At 68.9% G+C, this 18181-nt stretch carries 16 protein-coding genes; 6 read left to right on the top strand and 10 right to left on the bottom strand.

Features of this window, described 5'->3' with window-relative positions; all coding sequences use genetic code 11:
- Positions 1–130: 130 nt before the first annotated feature.
- Positions 131–811 (bottom strand): invasion associated locus B family protein, encoded by a 681-nt coding sequence (locus ACFOES_RS06005; RefSeq protein ID WP_377832291.1) that lies wholly within the window; start codon positions 809–811, stop codon positions 131–133.
- Positions 812–1298: 487 nt separating this feature from the next.
- Between ACFOES_RS06005 and ACFOES_RS06000 the strand changes: the two genes are divergently transcribed.
- Together ACFOES_RS06000 and ACFOES_RS05995 are read left to right on the top strand one after the other, a co-directional pair.
- A complete protein-coding gene (locus ACFOES_RS06000; RefSeq protein ID WP_377832290.1) occupies positions 1299–2855 on the top strand; it encodes a helicase HerA-like domain-containing protein in 1557 nt (518 codons plus the stop codon).
- 273 nt (positions 2856–3128) lie between these two features.
- On the top strand, positions 3129–3440 hold the full coding sequence (locus tag ACFOES_RS05995) for a hypothetical protein (protein WP_377832289.1): 312 nt from the start codon (positions 3129–3131) through the stop codon (positions 3438–3440).
- A 32-nt stretch (positions 3441–3472) separates the two neighbouring features.
- On the opposite strand, the gene ACFOES_RS05990 is transcribed toward ACFOES_RS05995, so the two are convergent.
- Together ACFOES_RS05990 and ACFOES_RS05985 are read right to left on the bottom strand one after the other, a co-directional pair.
- Entirely contained in the window at positions 3473–4789 is a 1317-nt protein-coding gene (locus ACFOES_RS05990; RefSeq protein ID WP_377832288.1) for an HlyC/CorC family transporter, read from the bottom strand.
- Between the two features lie 231 nt (positions 4790–5020).
- A complete protein-coding gene (locus ACFOES_RS05985; protein WP_377832287.1) occupies positions 5021–5605 on the bottom strand; it encodes a DUF2202 domain-containing protein in 585 nt (194 codons plus the stop codon).
- Between the two features lie 471 nt (positions 5606–6076).
- Here ACFOES_RS05985 and ACFOES_RS05980 point away from each other — a divergent pair, with 471 nt between their 5' ends.
- On the top strand, positions 6077–6445 hold the full coding sequence (locus tag ACFOES_RS05980) for a hypothetical protein (protein WP_377832286.1): 369 nt from the start codon (positions 6077–6079) through the stop codon (positions 6443–6445).
- Here ACFOES_RS05980 and ACFOES_RS05975 read toward each other — a convergent pair.
- Positions 6442–7386 carry a site-specific tyrosine recombinase XerD gene (locus ACFOES_RS05975; protein WP_377832285.1) on the bottom strand — a complete coding sequence of 315 codons (945 nt, stop codon included), beginning with the start codon at positions 7384–7386 and terminating at the stop codon, positions 6442–6444. The two genes, ACFOES_RS05980 and ACFOES_RS05975, sit on opposite strands and share 4 nt — an antisense overlap.
- A 2-nt stretch (positions 7387–7388) precedes the next feature.
- Positions 7389–9188, bottom strand: coding sequence for a hypothetical protein (locus ACFOES_RS05970; RefSeq protein WP_377832284.1), 1800 nt, complete (start codon positions 9186–9188; stop codon positions 7389–7391).
- A gap of 259 nt (positions 9189–9447) precedes the next feature.
- Between ACFOES_RS05970 and ACFOES_RS05965 the strand changes: the two genes are divergently transcribed.
- Together ACFOES_RS05965 and aroB are read left to right on the top strand one after the other, a co-directional pair.
- Complete coding sequence (locus ACFOES_RS05965) at positions 9448–9993, top strand: shikimate kinase (protein ID WP_377832283.1); 546 nt, start codon at positions 9448–9450, stop codon at positions 9991–9993.
- A 1-nt stretch (position 9994) separates the two neighbouring features.
- The gene (gene aroB, locus ACFOES_RS05960) at positions 9995–11107 is read left to right on the top strand and encodes a 3-dehydroquinate synthase (protein WP_377832282.1); all 1113 of its coding nucleotides are present in this window, start codon (positions 9995–9997) and stop codon (positions 11105–11107) included.
- Between the two features lie 339 nt (positions 11108–11446).
- Here aroB and ssb read toward each other — a convergent pair whose 3' ends face one another.
- Positions 11447–11971, bottom strand: coding sequence for a single-stranded DNA-binding protein (gene ssb / locus ACFOES_RS05955; RefSeq protein WP_377832281.1), 525 nt, complete (start codon positions 11969–11971; stop codon positions 11447–11449).
- Between the two features lie 154 nt (positions 11972–12125).
- On the opposite strand from ssb, the gene ACFOES_RS05950 reads away from it, so the two are divergent.
- Positions 12126–12761: a lytic transglycosylase domain-containing protein gene (locus ACFOES_RS05950; RefSeq protein ID WP_377832280.1), complete on the top strand. Its 636-nt coding sequence runs from the start codon at positions 12126–12128 to the stop codon at positions 12759–12761.
- Here the strand turns inward: ACFOES_RS05950 and ACFOES_RS05945 are convergent.
- The 4 genes from ACFOES_RS05945 to ACFOES_RS05930 form a co-directional block, all read right to left on the bottom strand.
- Entirely contained in the window at positions 12736–13539 is an 804-nt protein-coding gene (locus ACFOES_RS05945) for a CPBP family glutamic-type intramembrane protease (protein ID WP_377832279.1), read from the bottom strand. The two genes, ACFOES_RS05950 and ACFOES_RS05945, sit on opposite strands and share 26 nt — an antisense overlap.
- A 61-nt stretch (positions 13540–13600) precedes the next feature.
- The gene (locus ACFOES_RS05940; protein WP_377832278.1) at positions 13601–15706 is read right to left on the bottom strand and encodes a dipeptide ABC transporter ATP-binding protein; all 2106 of its coding nucleotides are present in this window, start codon (positions 15704–15706) and stop codon (positions 13601–13603) included.
- 105 nt (positions 15707–15811) lie between these two features.
- Positions 15812–16999, bottom strand: coding sequence for an ABC transporter permease (locus tag ACFOES_RS05935; protein WP_377832277.1), 1188 nt, complete (start codon positions 16997–16999; stop codon positions 15812–15814).
- A 9-nt stretch (positions 17000–17008) separates the two neighbouring features.
- Positions 17009–18097, bottom strand: a complete 1089-nt coding sequence (locus tag ACFOES_RS05930; RefSeq protein WP_377832276.1) for an ABC transporter permease — start codon at positions 18095–18097, stop codon at positions 17009–17011.
- Between the last annotated feature and the right edge of the window lie 84 nt (positions 18098–18181).

Raw genomic sequence — 18181 nt, 5'->3', positions numbered from 1 at the left:
ATGCCAGGCGACAAGGGCCCTGAGCGCCCTCCTTCTTCAGGACGAGACAAACGCAAGACGCCGCCCCGAAGGGCGGCGTCTCGATCCGTCAGGCCTGGCCGGCGTCAGGTCTGCGGTCCAGGTCTGCAGCTCAGTTCTTCGGTGCCGTGGCGTCGGGCATGTTGGCCCGGACCTTGTTGTTGTTCTCCTCGACCGCCGCGAAGCCCGCGGTGAAGCCCTTGAGCGACATCGGCAGGGTGATGACCTGGTTCGGGGCGGCGACCGGCACGATGCTCACCGACGCCTTGGCGCCCTTCCTGAAGGCGGCCAGATCCTCGGCGGTGAAGCCGACGCGGGCGAAGCAGCCGGCCTGGGTGCACCAGCTGAACGGGTAGCGCTTGCCGCCCTGGCCATCGACCTGGATGGTGATGTCGCGGGTCAGCAGGGTTTCCAGCGGCGTGACGATGGTCGCGCCGGCGATCGCCTGGCCCCCGGGCGGCAGCGGGAAGATGCTGACCTCGGAAACCGGGTTGTTCTGGTCGTCGCGGAGCAGCTGGTAGAGCTCGCACGGGTCGTTGCCCTTCGGCATGTGGGTGCAGCGCATCTTCCAGTCGTCGAAGCTGTCCTTGAAATACAGCGAACCGGGCACGTCCTTGCCCATCGACAGGCCCTGATCCGTGGACGGCGTGGTGTCGCCGGCAGCGGCCGGAGCGGTCTGGGTGTCGGCGGGCTTGGTGGCGTCGCCCGGCTGGGCCGTGCTGTCCTGCGCGATGGCGGCCTGCGCGAAAGGCAGCGCGAGCGCCAGGGTCAGAGCTTTGGTCAGGTTGGACATTTCGGCTCCCATGGTGATCGGTAAATCCGCCGGCGGGTGTAGCATGGCGGGGCGGGGATGTCAGGCCGGAATCCACGATGCCGCAGCCCGGTCGCGGCGGAAAGCTGCTCATGCAGCAGAGCTTCGGAGTGCTGGACGGGGCGGGCAGGGCGCGGCAGGGGCGCGGACATGAAAAAGGGCCCTCGGCGGGCCCTTTTCCGTCTATTTTTATGCTCCCCGTCGGACCGGCCGACTTTGTATTGGCCGAACGCTACGAAGTTACCCGTCATGCGTCAACAGTAAAACCGTCGAGAGGAGCCCTTGGAACGAAAAAGAAAAATGCCGCGCCACCGGAGCGGCGCGGCCAGTCGGACAGGGAGGAAGTCCTGCCCGCGCGGATCGCGCCGCCCGGACAGGGGGGCAGCCTGACGCCATCGGCTAAAGAATGTGTTTGCTCTGCGCCCGCGGCGGCGTATTCACATCTATGTCAGTCAGACGAGGAGGCGGTATGGACGGGGCGATCTTCGTGGGCGGCGGCGGACCGGATCATGGCGAGCCGCAGCATCTGCTGCTGAAATATGCCAATCGTCACGGGCTGATCGCCGGCGCGACCGGCACCGGCAAGACGGTGACGCTGCAGATCCTGGCCGAGAGCTTCTCGGCCAATGGCGTGCCGGTGGTGCTGGCCGACGTCAAGGGCGACCTGGCGGGGCTGGCGATGGCCGGCTCGGCGGCGTTCAAGCTGCACGACGCCTTCATGAGCCGTGCCGCCACGATCGGTTTCTCCGACTATCGCTACGAGGCCTTCCCGGTCACCTTCTGGGATCTGTTCGGCGAACAGGGCCACCCGATCCGGACCACCGTGGCCGAGATGGGGCCCTTGATGCTGTCGCGGCTGCTCGAGCTGACCGATGCGCAGGAGGGGGTGATGAACATCGCCTTCCGGCTGGCCGACGAGGAGGGGTTGGCGCTGCTCGACCTCAAGGACCTGCGCGCTCTGCTGGTCTTCATCGGCGAGAATGCCGACGAGATCGGCCTGCGCTACGGCAATGTCTCGGCCGCCTCGGTCGGCGCGATCCAGCGCCAATTGCTGGTGCTGGAGAACCAGGGCGCCAGCCAGTTCTTCGGCGAGCCGGCGCTGGAACTGGCCGACCTGATGACCACCGATGGCGCGGGCAGGGGCCGGATCAACATCCTCGCCGCCGACAGGCTGATGGCCTCGCCGCGGCTCTACGCCACCTTCCTGCTGTGGCTGCTGTCCGAGCTGTTCGAGGAGCTGCCCGAGGTCGGCAATCCCGACAAGCCCAGGCTGGTCTTCTTCTTCGACGAGGCGCATCTGCTGTTCGACGACGCGCCCAAGCCGCTGATCGACAAGGTCGAGCAGGTGGCGCGGCTGATCCGCTCCAAGGGTGTCGGCGTCTATTTCATCACCCAGAACCCGGCCGACGTGCCCGAGGACATCCTCGGCCAGCTCGGCAACCGGGTCCAGCACGCGCTGCGCGCCTTCACCGCCAAGGACCGCAAGGAGCTGCGCCAGGCGGCGCAGAACTACCGCGACAACCCGCGCTTCTCGATCGAGGACGCGATCCGCGAGGTCGGCACCGGCGAGGCGGTGACGTCCTTCCTCGAGGCCAAGGGCGTGCCCGGCGTCGCCGAGCGGAGCCTGATCCGGCCGCCGTCGTCGCGGCTGGGCACGATCACCCCGGCCGAGCGTGCCGCGCTGATCGCCGCCTCGCCGCTGCAGGGCAAGTACGACACGCCGCTCGACCGCGACAGCGCCTTCGAGAAGCTGCAGCGCCGGGCCGAGGCCGCGGCGCAGGAGGCCGAGGAGAAGGCGCCGGCGGAACCGGACGCGGACGACGGCTATCGCGCCGCCCGCCGCTACGGCGGCAGCTACAGCCGCGCGACCCGGGTCCAGGCGCCGCGCAGCCCCGCCCGCAGTTCCTCGCGCCGCTCGGACAGCGTCGCCGAGACCTTCGCCAAGAGCTTCGCCCGCCAACTCGGCTCGCGCACCGGCCGCGCGGTGGTCCGCGGCATCCTCGGGGGCCTGTTCAAGAGCCGCTGAGTGGCGGCGGCGCCACACCTGACCGAGATACAGCTTAAGGGCGACGGCGGTCTGCCGGACACGTCTCCGTGGCGGTTGACCGCCGCGGTGGGCGTTTCTACCTTCTGGATCTGCCTGGAGTGAATAAATATTGAATTAAGTCAAAGTATTCTCGCGTGAAGTTAAAGTGTATATCATGAGGAATGCGCGATGACGACCTATACGCTTACCGGGGTGGCAGGCCACAACGATACGACCGATACACCCATTAGCGTAGAGCCGGCACAACTCACGGTGGTCGTCGCGGACGACTCGCCCACCTTCACCTACAGTCTCGATCACACCAACGGCGACTTCGTCCCCAATGTCTGGACCGATCTCAACGCCTGCAACGCGGATCTGACGATCGCCAATCACAGTTTCGAGCGCCCCTTCGTCCAGGAGTTCCTCGGCACGATCGACTGGGGGACGGCGCATAACCAGACGGTGATCTACCACGCCCAGGTCAGCGACGGCGTCGTCTTCGACCTGGCCGGCGGCAGCACGGTGACGCTGCACGGCCTGACCACGCTGGACGGGTTGGCCGACCATATCCTGGTGGGCTGATCCGGCCCCGGGGTGCCTTTGGGCGCCCCGGCCTAGAGCGGGCGGATCTTCAGCCTGGTGATGCGGTTCTCCTTCCGCGTCACCACTTCGAAGCGGAAGCCGTGGAAGCTGAAGACCTGGCCCTCGTTGGGGATCATCTGGGCCTCGTGGATCACCAGCCCGGCGACGGTGTTGGCCTCGTCGTCGGGCAGGTTCCAGTCGGTGGCGCGGTTGAGGTCGCGGATCGTCATCGCGCCCTCGACCAGGAAGTCGCCACTCTCGCTGCGCTTGAGCGGCATCTCGGCGTCGATGTCGAACTCGTCGGTGATCTCGCCGACGATCTCCTCGAGGATGTCCTCGAGCGTGATCAGGCCGCGCAGCGCGCCGTATTCGTCGACCACCAGCGCGAAATGGGTGTGGCGGCGCAGGAATTGCCGCATCTGGTCGTCGAGCGCGGTGGTCTCGGGCACGAAATAGGGCTTCATCGCCACCTTCATGACGTCGAGATCGGCGATGGCGGGGCCCGCGCCCTCGTGTTCGCGCGCCAGCCGGTCGACCTCGCGCAGCAGGTCCTTGGCATGCAGCACGCCGATGATGTTCTCGCGCTCGTCGCGGAAGATGGGCAGGCGGGTATGGGGCGAGGCCAGCGACTGGGTCACGATGGTGTCGGGATCGGCATCGGCATCCAGCATCTCGATCTGGCTGCGATGCAGCATCACCTCCTCGACGGTGCGGTCGGAGAGGTCGAGCGCGCCGAGCAGCCGGTCGCGGTCTTCCTTCTCGACCGCGCCCTCGGAATGGCCGAGCGCGATGGCGCCGGCGATTTCCTCGCGCAGGGCGAGGATGCGGCTGTCGGGATCGGTCTTGACGCCGAAGGCGGCGAGCACGACGCGGACGAAGAGCCGGACCGCCGAGACCAGCGGCGAGAACAGGATGGTGACGATGCGGATTGCCGGGGCGACGCGCGCGGCGGCGGTCTCGGCATTGGTGATGGCGTAGGTCTTGGGCAGGACCTCGGCGAAGATCAGCACCAGCAGCGTCATCAGCAGGGTCGCCCAGGCGACGCCGCTCTGGCCGAAGGCCTTGGTGAACAGCGCGGTGGCGAGCGAGGCCGAGAGGATGTTGACGACGTTGTTGCCGAGCAGCAGCGCGCCGATCAGCCGCTCGTTGTCCTCGGTGATCCTGAGCGCGCAGTTGGCACCGGACGAGCCCTTGTCGGCCTGGGCGCGCAGCTTGGGCCGCGAGGCGGCGGTGAGCGCGGTTTCCGAGCCCGAGAAGAAGGCCGAGAGCACGAGCAGCAGCAGGATGGCGCCGCAGGTGATCCAGAAGGCGAGGTCGAAGCGGCTGGCCAGGTCGGTGGCGCTGGTCATCGGGGTGTTCCCGGGATGGGTCCTGAAATCTGCATGGATTTCTTATGGGCCGCGCGGCAGGCCGTTTCAAGCGGCTGTCGCCCCTTCGGGGCGCGCAAGGTCTGTCCCGAAGGGGCGCGCAAGGTGTTCCCCGAAGGGGCGCCCTGCCACCCCCGCGGGACACGGGGAGGGCAGGGCGCGGGGGCGACGGCAACGGGTGGGGTAGGACCGCCGTCGCCCCGGGGGGGCGGCTCAGGCCATCAGCACGTCCTGGAAGGCCTCGAGGTGGTTGGCCGAGCCGTCGAGCAGGTTCTGGTAGACATCGGCCAGCTGGGTGCCGGCGACGTCCTCGATCGTCGCGGCGATATCGACGATGTCCTTCTCCTCGATCGCGACACCGACTTCGAGCGCGGCGGTCACCGACTCGTTGCCGGTGGCGATCAGCGTGTCGTAGAGCTGCTGCAGTTCCTCGTTGACGAAAGTGCCGGCGGGTTCGAACACGAACTGGTCGGTGTCGATGCCGAGGGTTTCGGCCTGCTGGATCAGGGCGCTGAAGTGGCTGTCCTCGGACTGGGCGATGTTGTCGAAGATGGTCAGGCCATAGGCCTTGTAGAAGGCCTCGTAGACATCCCCGGCCAGCTTCTCCTCCTCGATCATGTAGAGCAGGTCGGCGATCGCCTCGTCGCTATAGGGGGCGGTCGTCGTCTCCGTGGTCTGGGTCGTCTCGGGCGTGTCCGTGGCGGTCTCCTCGGCGACCCAGTCGAAATTCATCCAATGGCCGGTCCAGCCGGTGTTCAGCTCGGACTCGTCCGTGGTCTCGGTGCTCGTGAAAGCCATGTCTCGCATTGGTTTCCCTCATGCTTCGGGTGTGCGTTCAACTTCGCGTGAACATATGCAAAGGTTGATATGTGATTTCGCGAAACCGCAAGCTGCCTTGCCTCGGACCGGCCGGATCCTGCCTCCGGGGCACTGTCGGTCGGCGGGGTTTGGCCCAGGACCGGCGGCCTATACCTTGGGTTTACCGCATGGGAGTGCGCCGCGGTCCCATCGCCGGGCCGCGCGAGTAAATCGGCCCGAGTGCAAGAAGCCGAAGCGGCCGGTGGCGTGATTCACATCAAGGACTTCGCGGCTTTGGGCGGGGCAACCTGATCCGGGCGCGGGCCGGACCGGAGGCGAAGCGATGCGCGGAGAAGACGACAGGCGGCGACAGGTCAGGCTGCTGTCCCGCGTGATCTGGATCGGCGGGCTGCTGCTGACGCTGGCCCTGGCGTCGTCGCGCGGCAGCGGCTGCAGGCGGCGGGGATCGCGGTGGTCACGTGGCAGCGGGGGGCGATGCTGATCCTGCCGTTGGCGCAGTGGGCCGAGACTCCCTATCTCGTCCTGGCCTATATCGTCCGCCGCGGGCTGCGACGGGTGCCGCCCGGGGATGCGGCGGGGGTCGCGAAATGGCGGCTGGTGTCGCTGGGCGCCTTCGCCGGGGTGTTGGTGGCGGTCGGCGGCCAGCTGTTCGGCATGCTGGGCTATCACGGCCCGGGCGGTTTCGCCGAGGTGGTGATCATGACCCTGGCGATGTGGATGTTCACCATTCCCTACCTGCTGCTCTGGAGCGCGGGCGGAGCCGCGCTTGGCGGCGCGCTCGGCTGGGGCCTGTGGTGGGTCTGGAGCCGGCGCCGCTAGCCGTCGTCGCGGGCCAGCGGGTGGTGGTCGAGGACCAGCGACTTGAGCCGCTCCTCCAGGACGTGGGTGTAGATCTCGGTGGTGCCGACATCGGCATGGCCGAGCAGGGTCTGGATCGCCCGCAGATCGGCGCCGTTGGCCAGCAGGTGGGTGGCAAAGGCGTGGCGCAGGGTATGCGGCGTGACCTTGTCGGGCGCGATGCCGGCGGCGCGCGCCAGTTCCTTGATCAGGCCGAAGAAGCGTTGGCGGGTCATGTGGCCGGCGGCGGCATGGCTGGGGAAAAGGAATTTCGAGCCCGGCTTGCCCCTGGCCTGCGCCGCCTCCTCGGCCGCGTCGCGTTCGCGCAGCCAGGCCGCCAGCGCCGTCCGGGCCGGGGGCGACAGCGGCACCATCCGCTCCTTGCCGCCCTTGCCCAGCACCAGCAGCATGCGCGGATCGCCGCGCGCCGCCGCCACCGGCAGGCCGACCAGCTCGCTCACCCGCATGCCGGTGGCATAGAGCAGCTCCATCAGGCAGGTGTTGCGCACCCGGTCGCCGGGCCGCCCGGCCGTGCGCGCCGCGTCGAGCAGCGCCTCGACCTCCGCGACCGAGAGCGTCCTGGGCAGCCGCTTGTCCTTGCCCGGGCCGCTGATCCGCAGCGCCGGGTTGTCCGCGCGCCAGCCCTCGTCATAGGCGAAGCGGTAGAGCTGGCGGATCGCCGACAGCCGCCGTGCCCGGGTCGCGCGGGCCAGGCCCTCGGCGTCGCAGGCAATCAGGTAGGCCTCGATATCCTCGCGCGTCGCATCGGCGAAATGCAGGCCGCGACGGGCGAGCCAGCCCGAGAAGTCGGCGAGGTCGCGGCCATAGGCGAGGCGGGTGTTGCGCGCGGCGTCGGCCTCGGCGGCTTGGGCCTCGAGGAAGGTGGCGATCCAGCGCGCCATCGGGATGCCGGCGCCGTCCATCCTCACTCCTGCCGGTGCAGCAGCATCAGCTGCAATGCGGTCTGGCGGGCGGCATCCTCGAGCCCGACCCGGCGCAGCAGCGCCAGCCCGTCGGTGACGCCGCGCAGGTCGCCCTGGGCGCCGGTCGAGACCCGGTCGATGGCGCGCAGGATCGCCTCGCCCAGCCGCTGGTCCTGCAGCAGCCGGTCCAGGTCCTGCGGCACCGGCGCCGGGGTGGCGAAGGCGGCGGCGATGGCCCGGCCCATCGCGTCGGGCGGGGTGGTGCCGGACAGCTCGCCGCGGGCGATGCCGCGCAGGAAGGCCTCGGTGGCATCGGCCGGCTTGTGCAGGGCGGCGATGCTTTCGTAGCGTTTCGACAGCAGCCCGACGCGATAGGCGATGGCGGCGGCGGGACCGGTCAGCGGCAGCCTGGCCAGCCGGGCGCCGTAGAGCTGGGCGAAGGCCACTTCGAGCCGCGCCGCGCGCATCGCCTTCCAGGCCGTCGGCAGGCTGTGGGCGATGGCCTTCGGATCGCCGCGCGTCACCGCGTTGTCGAAGCTCTGGATCGCCGCGACCCGGTCCCAGACCCCGCCCGAGGCCGCCGGACGACGTTCGGTGTAAAGCCCCAGCAGCCGGTTGGGCGAGACGGCGCCGGTGCGCACCAGCCGCTCGGCGGCCTCGATCTGCTGCTTCCAGCCGGCATTCGAGCGCAGGTCGCCCTGGGCGAAGGCGACCGGCAGAGTGTTGGTCGGCATCGGTTCGCCGATCGCCTCCATCATCCGCCAGACCAGCGGCGAGGGGCGCGAGGGCGGCGGCAGCGGATCGGCGCCGTCCTCGATCTCGGGATCGAGGAAGCGTTCCAGCAGCGCGCTCTGTTCGCCGGTGACGAAGCCGAGCGCCTCGGCGGTGCGCAGTGTCAGCGCGGCGGCGTTCCAGTCGCCCGAGCGGGCAAGGCAGAAGATCCGGGCCGGGAAGGTCGGGGCGACATCGGGCGAGCCGCGCATGGTCTGGCAGGCCCGGTTCTCGTCGCCCAGAAGCAGGGTGACGTCGAACCAGCGCCGGAACAGCTCGGGCCGGTCGGTGCCCGAGAGCTGCAGCAGAGCCTCGGCCTGATCGAGCGCGCCGAGATCGAGCAGCCGGTCGATCCGGGCCAGCAGCAGCCGGCCGTCGCCGGTGCTGTCGGCGGGCGGATCGACCTCGGCCAGCAGGATGGTGTAGAGCAGTTGCCGCAGCGCCGGCAGGGTGTCGAGAGTCTCCTGCCGGATCAGCTGGACCAGGTCCTTGGTCGGCGTCTTGCCCCAGAGATCGCGCGGTAGGCCGGTCTTCTGCACCGGCAACAGCCCGACCCCGTCCAGCGCCGGCCCCTTGCGCAGCACCGAGACCGCGACCGAGCCGGGCACGGCGCCCGAGTCGGGAGCCGCACCCTGCGGGGCGCTGCCCGGAGCGGTGCCGGGCAAGCCGGGCGTTCCAGGCGTCTCGGGCCGGGTCATGGTTCCCGGAGGCAGACCGCCGCCCGGTGCCATGGCTGCCGGCGCGGCGCTGCCGGGCGTGGTGCCGGGGAGCGTGGTGCCGGGGAGCGCGGTGCCGGGGGGCAGCGAGCCGGGCGGGACGGCCGGCGGGACGGGTGGCGCCGCGGCGGGATCGCGCGTTGGCGGCAGGCGGTGAGGCAAGGCCGATTGCACCGCCGGCCGGGTGACCGATTTCGACAACCAGTCGATCGCCGACATCGGCGCCTCGGCGCGGGCTGCGAGCGGCCCGAGCGCCGTCGCCGCCAGCGCGGCCAGGGCGCAGCCGCGTCCGGCAATCCGCCTGCTAGTCGACATTCAACTGTACCGGCTGATCGACATGCCGGGCCGGCGGCGTCAGCGTGCCGGGATAGTAGGCATAGCCCACCAGGGCCACCAAGCCGAGAAGAATAAGAACCACGAATGCTTTCGCCAAACGCCCCATCACACCTGCCCCTTTTGCCCTTTGCCGTCTTTTGCCCCGCCCGCGTGGCGGCTTTCGCGGATTATATATGGCAATTCGCCGAACTTCACGCCATTGAGGGGACAAACTTTGTTGTAGGCGAGAGACTGCCCAGTGGCCTGGGAGCTGAAGAAAACGGTGGTTATGGTGGGGATGATGGGCGCCGGCAAGACCGCCGTCGGCACCCAGCTGGCGCGGATGCTGGACGTTCCCTTCCTCGATTCGGACGAGGAGATCGAGAAGGCGGCGAACATGACCATCGCCGAGATCTTCGCCCGCGACGGCGAGCCGTTCTTCCGGCTCAAGGAAACCCAGGTGCTGGCGCGGCTGCTGGCCGGCAAGCCCTGCGTGCTGTCGACCGGCGGCGGCGCCTTCCTGTCGGAAAAGAACCAGGGCCTGATCTCGGCCTGCGGCGTCGCGGTCTGGCTGCGGGCCGATCTCGAGCTGCTGTGGAACCGGGTCCGGCACCGCTCGACCCGGCCGCTGTTGCGCACCGAGAACCCGCGCGCCACCCTGGCGGCGCTTTACGAGGCCCGGGTGCCGGAATATGCCAAGGCCGATATCGCGGTCGATGCCGACCCGTCCTATTCGGTCGAGCAGATGGCCGAGAAGGTGATCGAGGCATTGGCGGCGCGGCCCGACGTGCTGGAAAGGATCTGAGATGACGGTGGATGCGGTGCAGGTCGCGCTCGGGGCGCGCTCCTACGAGGTGCGGATCGGCGCCGGGCTGATCGCCCGGGCCGGGGCCGAGATCGCGCCGCTGCTGGCCCGGCCGCGGGTCGCCGTGCTGACCGACGAGACCGTCGCCGGGCTGCACCTGGAAAGCCTGCGTGCCGGCCTGGCGGCCGCGGGGGTCGAGATGGTGGCGCTGGCGCTGCCGGCGGGCGAGGCGACGAAGGGCTGGCCGCAATTCACCCGCGCCGTCGAATGGCTGCTGGAGCAGAAGGTCGAGCGCCGCGACATGGTCGTCGCCTTCGGCGGCGGCGTCATCGGCGACCTCGCCGGCTTCGCCGCCGCGGTGCTGCGCCGGGGCGTGCGCTTCGTCCAGATCCCGACGACGCTGCTGGCCCAGGTCGACAGCTCGGTCGGCGGCAAGACCGGGATCAACGCGCCGCAGGGCAAGAACCTGATCGGCGCCTTCCACCAGCCGTCGCTGGTGCTGGCCGATATCGGGGTGCTGGAAACCCTGGCCCCGCGCGACTTCCTCGCCGGCTATGGCGAGGTGGTGAAATACGGGCTGCTGGGCGACGCCGAGTTCTTCGACTGGCTCGAGGAGCACGGCCCGGCGCTGGCGGTCGATCCGGTCCGACGCCAATACGCGGTGCGTCGCTCGGTCGAGATGAAGGCCGGCATCGTCGCGCGCGACGAGACCGAGCAGGGCGAGCGCGCGCTGCTCAACCTCGGCCACACCTTCTGCCATGCGCTCGAGGCGGCGACGGGCTATTCCGACCGGCTGCTGCATGGCGAGGGCGTGGCGATCGGCTGCGCGCTGGCCTTCGAGCTGTCGCAGCGGCTGGGGCTGTGTGCGCAGGAGGCGCCGAGCCGGGTCCGGGCGCATCTGCGGGCGATGGGGATGAAGGTCGACCTGGCCGACATTCCCGGCGAGCTGCCCGATGCCGAGGGCCTGCTGGCGCTGATGGCGCAGGACAAGAAGGTGGTCGACGGCAGGCTGCGCTTCATCCTCGCGCGCGGCATCGGCGAGGCCTTCGTCGCCGACGATGTCGATCCGGGTGCGGTGAAGGCGGTGCTGGAAGAGGCGCTCGCCCGGCGCTGATCTACGGTTCCAAGATGCTCCAGCCCCTGCGGCGCGGCCGTGCGGCCGAGCTGCGGGTTGGTTTGGGCCGGGTTGGTCTGGGCCGGGTTGGTCTGGGCCGGGTTGGTTTGGGCCGGGCCGCCTGCGGCGGCGGGGCCGTGGCGGTCGCGCTGCGTGCTGCCCGGTGTCGCGGGCGTGGTGGCCGGGCAGGGGGCCGTCTGCCCCCTCTGCGCGCCTTGGCGCGCATTCACCCCCGAGGATATTTCCACTCAGGTGAAAGCGGAAAGGCGGCGTGCGCTTGTGGCCGGGCATGAAAAAGGGGGCCGTGCGGGCCCCCTTGGAAATTGGCTCGGGACGGGCTCAGAACGGGATTTCGTCGTCCATGTCGCCGCGGCCGCCCCCGGAGCCGCCGCCGAAACCGCCGCCGCCGCCATAGCCGCCGCCCTGGTCCGAGCCGCCGCCGTAGCCGCCGCCCGACGGGCCGCTGTCATAACCGCCGCCATTGCCGCCGAAGCCGCCGCCACCGCCTTCGCCGCGGCTGTCGAGCAGGGTCAGCTCGCCGCGATAGGGGCGCAGCACGACCTCGGTCGAATAGCGGTCCTGGCCCGACTGGTCCTGCCATTTGCGGGTTTCCAGCTGGCCCTCGATATAGACCTTCGAGCCCTTGCGCAGATATTGCTCGGCGATCTTGGCCAGCGGCTCCGAGAAGATCGCGACCGAGTGCCACTCGGTCCGCTCGCGCCGCTCGCCGGTGTTGCGGTCGCGCCAGGTCTCGGAGGTGGCGATGCGCAGGTTGCACACCTTGCCGCCGTTGGAGAAGCTGCGCACCTCGGGGTCGCGGCCCAGATTGCCTACCAGAATGACCTTGTTGACCGAGCCTGCCATGCGTTTCTCCCGTCGAATCCTTGTGGACCCTGCATATATCACGGCAGACGGGTTCCTAAAGCCTTATCGGCGGGAAATCGTCGGCGCAGGGGCCGCGGCTGGCGGGGGATGGCATTTTCCCCTATATTGCGCCGGGCTGGACGAGGGGCGAGCGATGACGGGCATTGCGACGACAGGCATGGCGACGGGCATGGCGCGAAAAGGCGCGCTGCTGGCCGGGACGCTGGCGGTCGCGCTCGGCACTGGCGCCGCGGCGCGGGCGGGCGATGGCGGGCTGCGGCTGTCGACCTCCAACTCGCGCGTTCAGCTGTTCCGCTCGCAGACCAAGCTGCTCGATGGCCGGCTGGCGAGCCAGTATTCCCATTCCGACCGGCTCAAGCCCAAGATCGAGGACGGCAGTGTCCCGCGTTACCAGGGGCGCTACAGCGGCCAGTTCCTGGCGCTGGCGCGGGCGGCGGCGCGGCGCCACGGCATCCCGGAGGATCTGTTCCTGCGGCTGGTGCAGCGGGAGTCGGGCTGGAACCACCGCGCGGTCTCGGACAAGGGGGCGAAGGGGCTGGCGCAGCTGATGCCCGAGACGGCACGGCACATGGGGGTCGATTCGACCGACCCGCGCGAGAATCTCGACGGCGGCGCGCGCTATCTGCGGATGATGTACGACCGCTTCGGCAGCTGGCGGCTGGCGCTGGCGGCCTACAATGCCGGGCCCGAGGCGGTCGAGAAGCATGGCGGCGTGCCGCCCTATGCCGAGACCCGGAATTACGTCAAGGCGATCCTCGGGAGCGGCTGATCCGCGCCCAGTGGATCGCGATGCCGAGGCCCCAGAGCATGACCACGGCCGAGACGAAGGCGGCCGGGAGGCCCGCGGTCGCCGGTGTTGCGACCGAGAGGTTGTAGGCGAGGTGCCACAGCACCACGGCCGGCAGGCTGCGGCCCGAGATCAGGTAGAGATGGCTGAGGACGAAGGGGCCGAGGGTGAGGCCGATGGCCCAGCCGATGACCATCGGGCCGATCAGCGCCGTCATCGAGGCGTTGAGCCAGAACAACGGCAGGTGCCAGAAAAGCCACAGCGCGGCGACGGTCAGGGTGGCGCGGAACCGGCCGAGCCGGGGCAGGAGCAGCGGCAACAGGTAGCCGCGCCAGCCCGCCTCCTCGCCGTAGCCGTTGAGCAGCAGCACGATCAGCGGCAGCGCCGGGGCCGGAAGGCCGGCGGGCAGGCCGGGATAGGCGAGGACATCGGCGAGCGGCGGCAGCGGCTGGCCGCGGAGGGCGGCGGCCGCGATCCAGGCCGCGGCAAGGGCCGGCGGGGCGAGGATCAGGGCGAGGATGATACCGGGGCGTTTCGGGAAACGGACCGCATCGCCCAGCAGGCGGCGCAGCCCGGGGCGGCCCTCGGTGAGCGCGGTGGCAATCCCGGCCGCCAACAGCGGGCCCAGCAGGCCGGGCAGGTGGCTATAGGGGGTGTCCGGCGCGACGTGACGACCACTGGCCAGCATCCAGCCCCAGTAGTTCCAGGAAAATCCGAGGCTAAGCAGGTAGAACAGGGCGGCGCGGGCGGGCAGGGGCATGGATCACCTCCAGAGCCAGACTGCCGGCCCGCGCCGTCCCATTCAATCCCGGGAAGCGCGGTTACTCCGCCGCCTCGGCCGTGATCTGGATCACCGGCTCCATGCTGTCGAGCTCTTCCTGCGGCAGGTGGCATTTCACCTGGTGGCCGCTGCCGAGATCGCGGATCGGCGGCACCTCGGTGTCGCACAGGCCGCCGGCGACCTTGTCCTTCCAGCGGCAGCGGGTCTGGAACGGGCAGCCCGGCGGCGGGTTGACCGCCGAGGGAATGTCGCCCTCGAGCACGATGTGCTTCTTCTTGACCCGGGTGTCGGCGATCGGCACGGCCGAGAGCAGCGCCTCGGTATAGGGGTGATAGGGCGGGGCGAAGACCTGGTCGGTCGTCCCCATCTCGACGACATGGCCGAGATACATCACCATGACCCGGTCCGACAGGTAGCGCACGATCGACAGGTCGTGGCTGATGAACAGCAGCGTCGTCCGCTCGCGGCGCTGGATGTCCATCAGCAGATCCGTCACCGCCGCCTGGACCGAGACGTCGAGGGCCGAGACCGGCTCGTCGGCGACGACGATCTTGGCGCCGCCGGCGAAGGCGCGGGCGATGCCGACGCGCTGCTTCTGCCCGCCCGAGAGCTGGCGCGGCATCCGGTCGGCGAATTCGCGCGGCAGCTTGACCAGGTCGAGCAGTTCGAGCATCCGGTTGCGCCGCTCGGTGTCGTTCTTGCCCTCGCCGAAGATCTCCAGCGCCCGGATGATCTGGCGGCCGACGGTCATCGACGGGTTGAGCGTGTCGAACGGGTTCTGGAACACCATCTGGACCGAGGACACGGTATCGGCGTTGCGCTGCTCGATCGGTGTGTCCTGGATGTTCTCGTCGAACAGCAGGATCTCGCCCGCGGTCGCCGTCTCCAGCCCCATCAGCACCTTGGCGAAGGTCGACTTGCCGCAGCCGGATTCGCCGACGATCGCCAGCGTCTCGCCCTCGCGCGCCTCGAAGGACAGGGTCTCGTTGGCCTTGACCACCTTGGTCTCGCCGCCCGAGCCGAACAGGGCGTTGGCCGAGACCTCGTAATACTTGCGCAGGTCCTCCATGCGCAGCACCACCTCGCCCGGTTCGGTCTTTTCGAAGGTCTTCGACGCCTTGGCCGGCAGCGACCAGTCGATTTCCTTGAATTTCAGGCAGCGGCTGTCATGGCGGTCGTCGCCGGGCACGGAGTCCATCGGGATATCGCCGCGATTGCAGCGCCCGTCCTCGAAATAGTCGCAGCGCGGGCCGAAGTTGCAGCCCTGCGGCCGCTCGTGCGGCAGCGGGAAGTTGCCCGGGATCGCGATCAGCGGCCGTTCGTTCTTGTCGGCGCCGGGCAGCGGGATCGAGCGGAACAGCGCCTGGGTATAGGGGTGGCGCATCTTGTCGAAAACTTCCTTGATCGAGCCGGTCTCGACCGCCTCGCCCGAATACATCACGCAGAGCCGGTTGCAGGTCTCGAGGATCAGGCCGAGGTTGTGGCTGATGAACAGCATCGAGGTGCCGTATTTCACCCCCAGCTCCTTGACCAGCTCGACGATGCCGGCCTCGACGGTGACGTCGAGCGCGGTGGTCGGTTCGTCGAGGATCAAGAGCGCCGGCTTCGACATCAGCGCCATGGCGATGACGATGCGCTGCTGCTGGCCACCCGAGAGCTGGTGCGGATAGGCCTTGAGGATACGGTCCGGGTCGGGCAGGCGCACGTCCTCGACGATCTGGCGGGCCAGCGCCCAGGCCTCGGACTTGGCCATGTTCTCGTGGATCATCGGCACTTCGGCCAGCTGCTGGCCGATCTTCATCGCCGGGTTCAGCGAGGCCATCGGCTCCTGGTAGATCATCGCGATTTCCTTGCCGCGGATCTGGCGCAGCTCGGCAGCGGACATCTCGTTCAGGTTGCGGCCCTTGAACTTGATCGAGCCGCCGACGATGCGGCCGTTGACGCCGAGGTCCTGCATCACGCCGAGCGCGACGGTGGACTTGCCGCAGCCGGATTCGCCGACCAGGCCCATCGCCTCGCCCGGCATCACCGTGCAGGAGAAATCCATCACCGCCGGGATCTCGCGCAGGCGGGTGAAGAAGCTGATCGAGAGGTTCTCGATCTCGAGGATCGGCTGGGAGGGATCCCAGGTGGTCGCGTCAGTCATGAAAGCCTCCGGAGCAGGAGGGGAGGCCGGGGGCGCTGCCCCCGGACCCCCGGGATATTTTCGTGAAGATGAAAGCGCGGGCGACTGTGCGTCGGGTCATGAGCATCAGTCCTTCAGGCTTTCTTCACGCAGACCGTCGGCCAGCAGGTTGAGGCCGAGCACCAGGCTCATCAGCGCGAGCGCGGGGGTGAGCGCGGGCGAGGGATAGATCGACAGCAGCCGGCGGCCGGCGTTGATCGTCGAGCCCCAGTCGGGGCTTTCCGGGCTGAGGCCGAGGCCGAAGAAGCCCAAGGTGCCGAGCAGGATGGTGGTGTAGCCGATCCGGAGGCAGAAATCGACGATCAGCGGCCCGCGCGCGTTGGGCAGGATCTCCCACAGCATGATGTACCACGCCCCTTCGCCCCTTGTCTGGGCGGCGGCGACGTAGTCGCGGCTCTTGATGTCCATCGTCAGGCCGCGGACGATGCGGAACACGGTGGGCGAGTTGACGAAGACCACCGAGACGAAGACGATCATCGTGTTGCCGGGGATGTTGAACAGGTCGATCCCCGCCGGCAGCAGCACCAGCGGCGTGTCGGGCTGGCTGAGCAGCGACAGGTAGCACCAGCCGCCGATGACCACGATCGCCGCGATGACGATGTTCCGGAAGCCCGGCTTGACGTAGAAGCGCGAGTTGATCAGCACCGCCAGGAAGACGATCGGGAACAGGAACAGGATCGCCGCCATGTATTGCGGCAGGCCCGATTTGACGATCTCCGGCGTCACCAGCAGGTAGAACAGCAGGATCACCGGGAAGGCCAGGATCAGGTTGGCGACGAAGCTGAGCACGGTGTCGAACTTGCTGCCGAAATAGCCCGCCGGCAGGCCCAGCGTGATCCCGACCATGAAGGCGAAGATGGTGGCCAGCGGCGCGATGGCGATGACGACGCGGCTGCCGGCGACCATGCGGCTGAAGACGTCGCGCGCCAGCGCATCGCCGCCCAGCAGGTACCAGCCGGTCCCGGCCGACTGGGGCAGGGCGGTGCCGGGCGCGACGTTCTTCATCCGGCTGACCTGCTCGAGCGGGGCATGGGTGACGATGAGGTCGGCGAAGACCGCGGTGAAGACCCAGAACATGACCAGCGCGAAGCCGACCATGCCGATCGGGCTGTCGAACAGCTTGCCGTAGAGGCCGAGCCGGCGCTTGAAGGTGATCGACAGGGCGAAGGTCGCAACCAGGGCGATCCAGACCGGGGTGAACTGGACCAGGATCTTGGCGAGGATCGCGCCCCAGGTCAAAGCATCATGATGCATGGCGGCTCCTCACGAAATCCGGATGCGGGGGTTGAGGTAGACGTAGCCGACATCCGAGATCAGCTGGGTCAGCAGGACGACGATCACCGCGACGACCGAGCAGCCGAGCAGCAGCTCGATGTCGTTGTTCGAGGCGGCCTGGACCAGGGTCCAGCCGAAGCCCTTGTAGTTGAACAGGGTCTCGGTGATGACGACGCCGTTCAGCAGCCACGGGATCTGCAGCATGATGACGGTGAAGGGCGCGATCAGGGCGTTGCGCAGCGCGTGCTTGATGACGACGTTGCGGAACTTCACGCCCTTGAGCCGGGCCGTCCGGATATATTGCGCGGTCATCACCTCGGTCATCGAGGCCCGGGTCATGCGCGCGATATAGCCGGTGCCGTAGAGCGACACGGTCAGGACCGGCAGGGCGAAGTTCTCGAAGGTGATGTGGTCGAGCGCGCTGGTGGCGCTGCCCTTGAACAGGTAGGGCGTCGAGATCCAGCCCCAGTGGTGCAGGATCGGCGACAGCCCGACGATGGTCGAGGAGAAGACCACGATCAGGATCACGCCCGAGACGTATTCCGGCGTCGCGGTCGAGGCGATGGCGCCGACCGACAGCGTCCGGTCGAGGCGGGTGCCCTCGCGCATGCCGGCCAGGACGCCGACGATCAGCGAGGTCGGGATCATCACGATCAGCACCCAGAGCATCAGCCAGCCGGTGGCGGCGAGACGGGTGCCGATGATCGAGGAAACCGGGTTCTTGAACACGGTCGAGAAGCCCCAGTCGCCCTGGAAGATGCCGCAGTAGCGCGGTGCCGTCGCCGGGTCCATGCCGTCACGGATGCAGCGGCCGGTGATCTTGCCGGTCTCCGGGTTGGTGCGGGTCCAGCCCTTCACCACGCCGAGCCATTCGCCGTAGCGCACCAGCAGCGGCTCGCCGTAGCCGTGGATGTCGAGCCAGCTGATGACCTGTTCGTCGGTCATCCGGGCCGAGGCCTCGGTCTTGGCCAGCTTTTCGAGGTTCGGCTGAAGGTTCGTTAAGAAGAAGACCACGAAGGTCAGGCAGAACGCCGTGAGGAGCATCGTTCCAAGACGACGCAGGAGAAACATGAGCATGGGCTATCCTTCCCGAGTCCGGTCGGAGGCACGCGGCGGGCGACCACGGCGCCAGCGAGGCGAGCGCGGGGGGTGACGCCGTCA

Source organism: Acidimangrovimonas pyrenivorans (assembly GCF_042643245.1).
Classification (GTDB): Bacteria; Pseudomonadota; Alphaproteobacteria; order Rhodobacterales; family Rhodobacteraceae; genus Acidimangrovimonas; species Acidimangrovimonas pyrenivorans.
The sequence above is the reverse complement of the archived record's forward strand: the minus strand, read 5'-3'. Positions and strand labels throughout refer to the sequence as shown.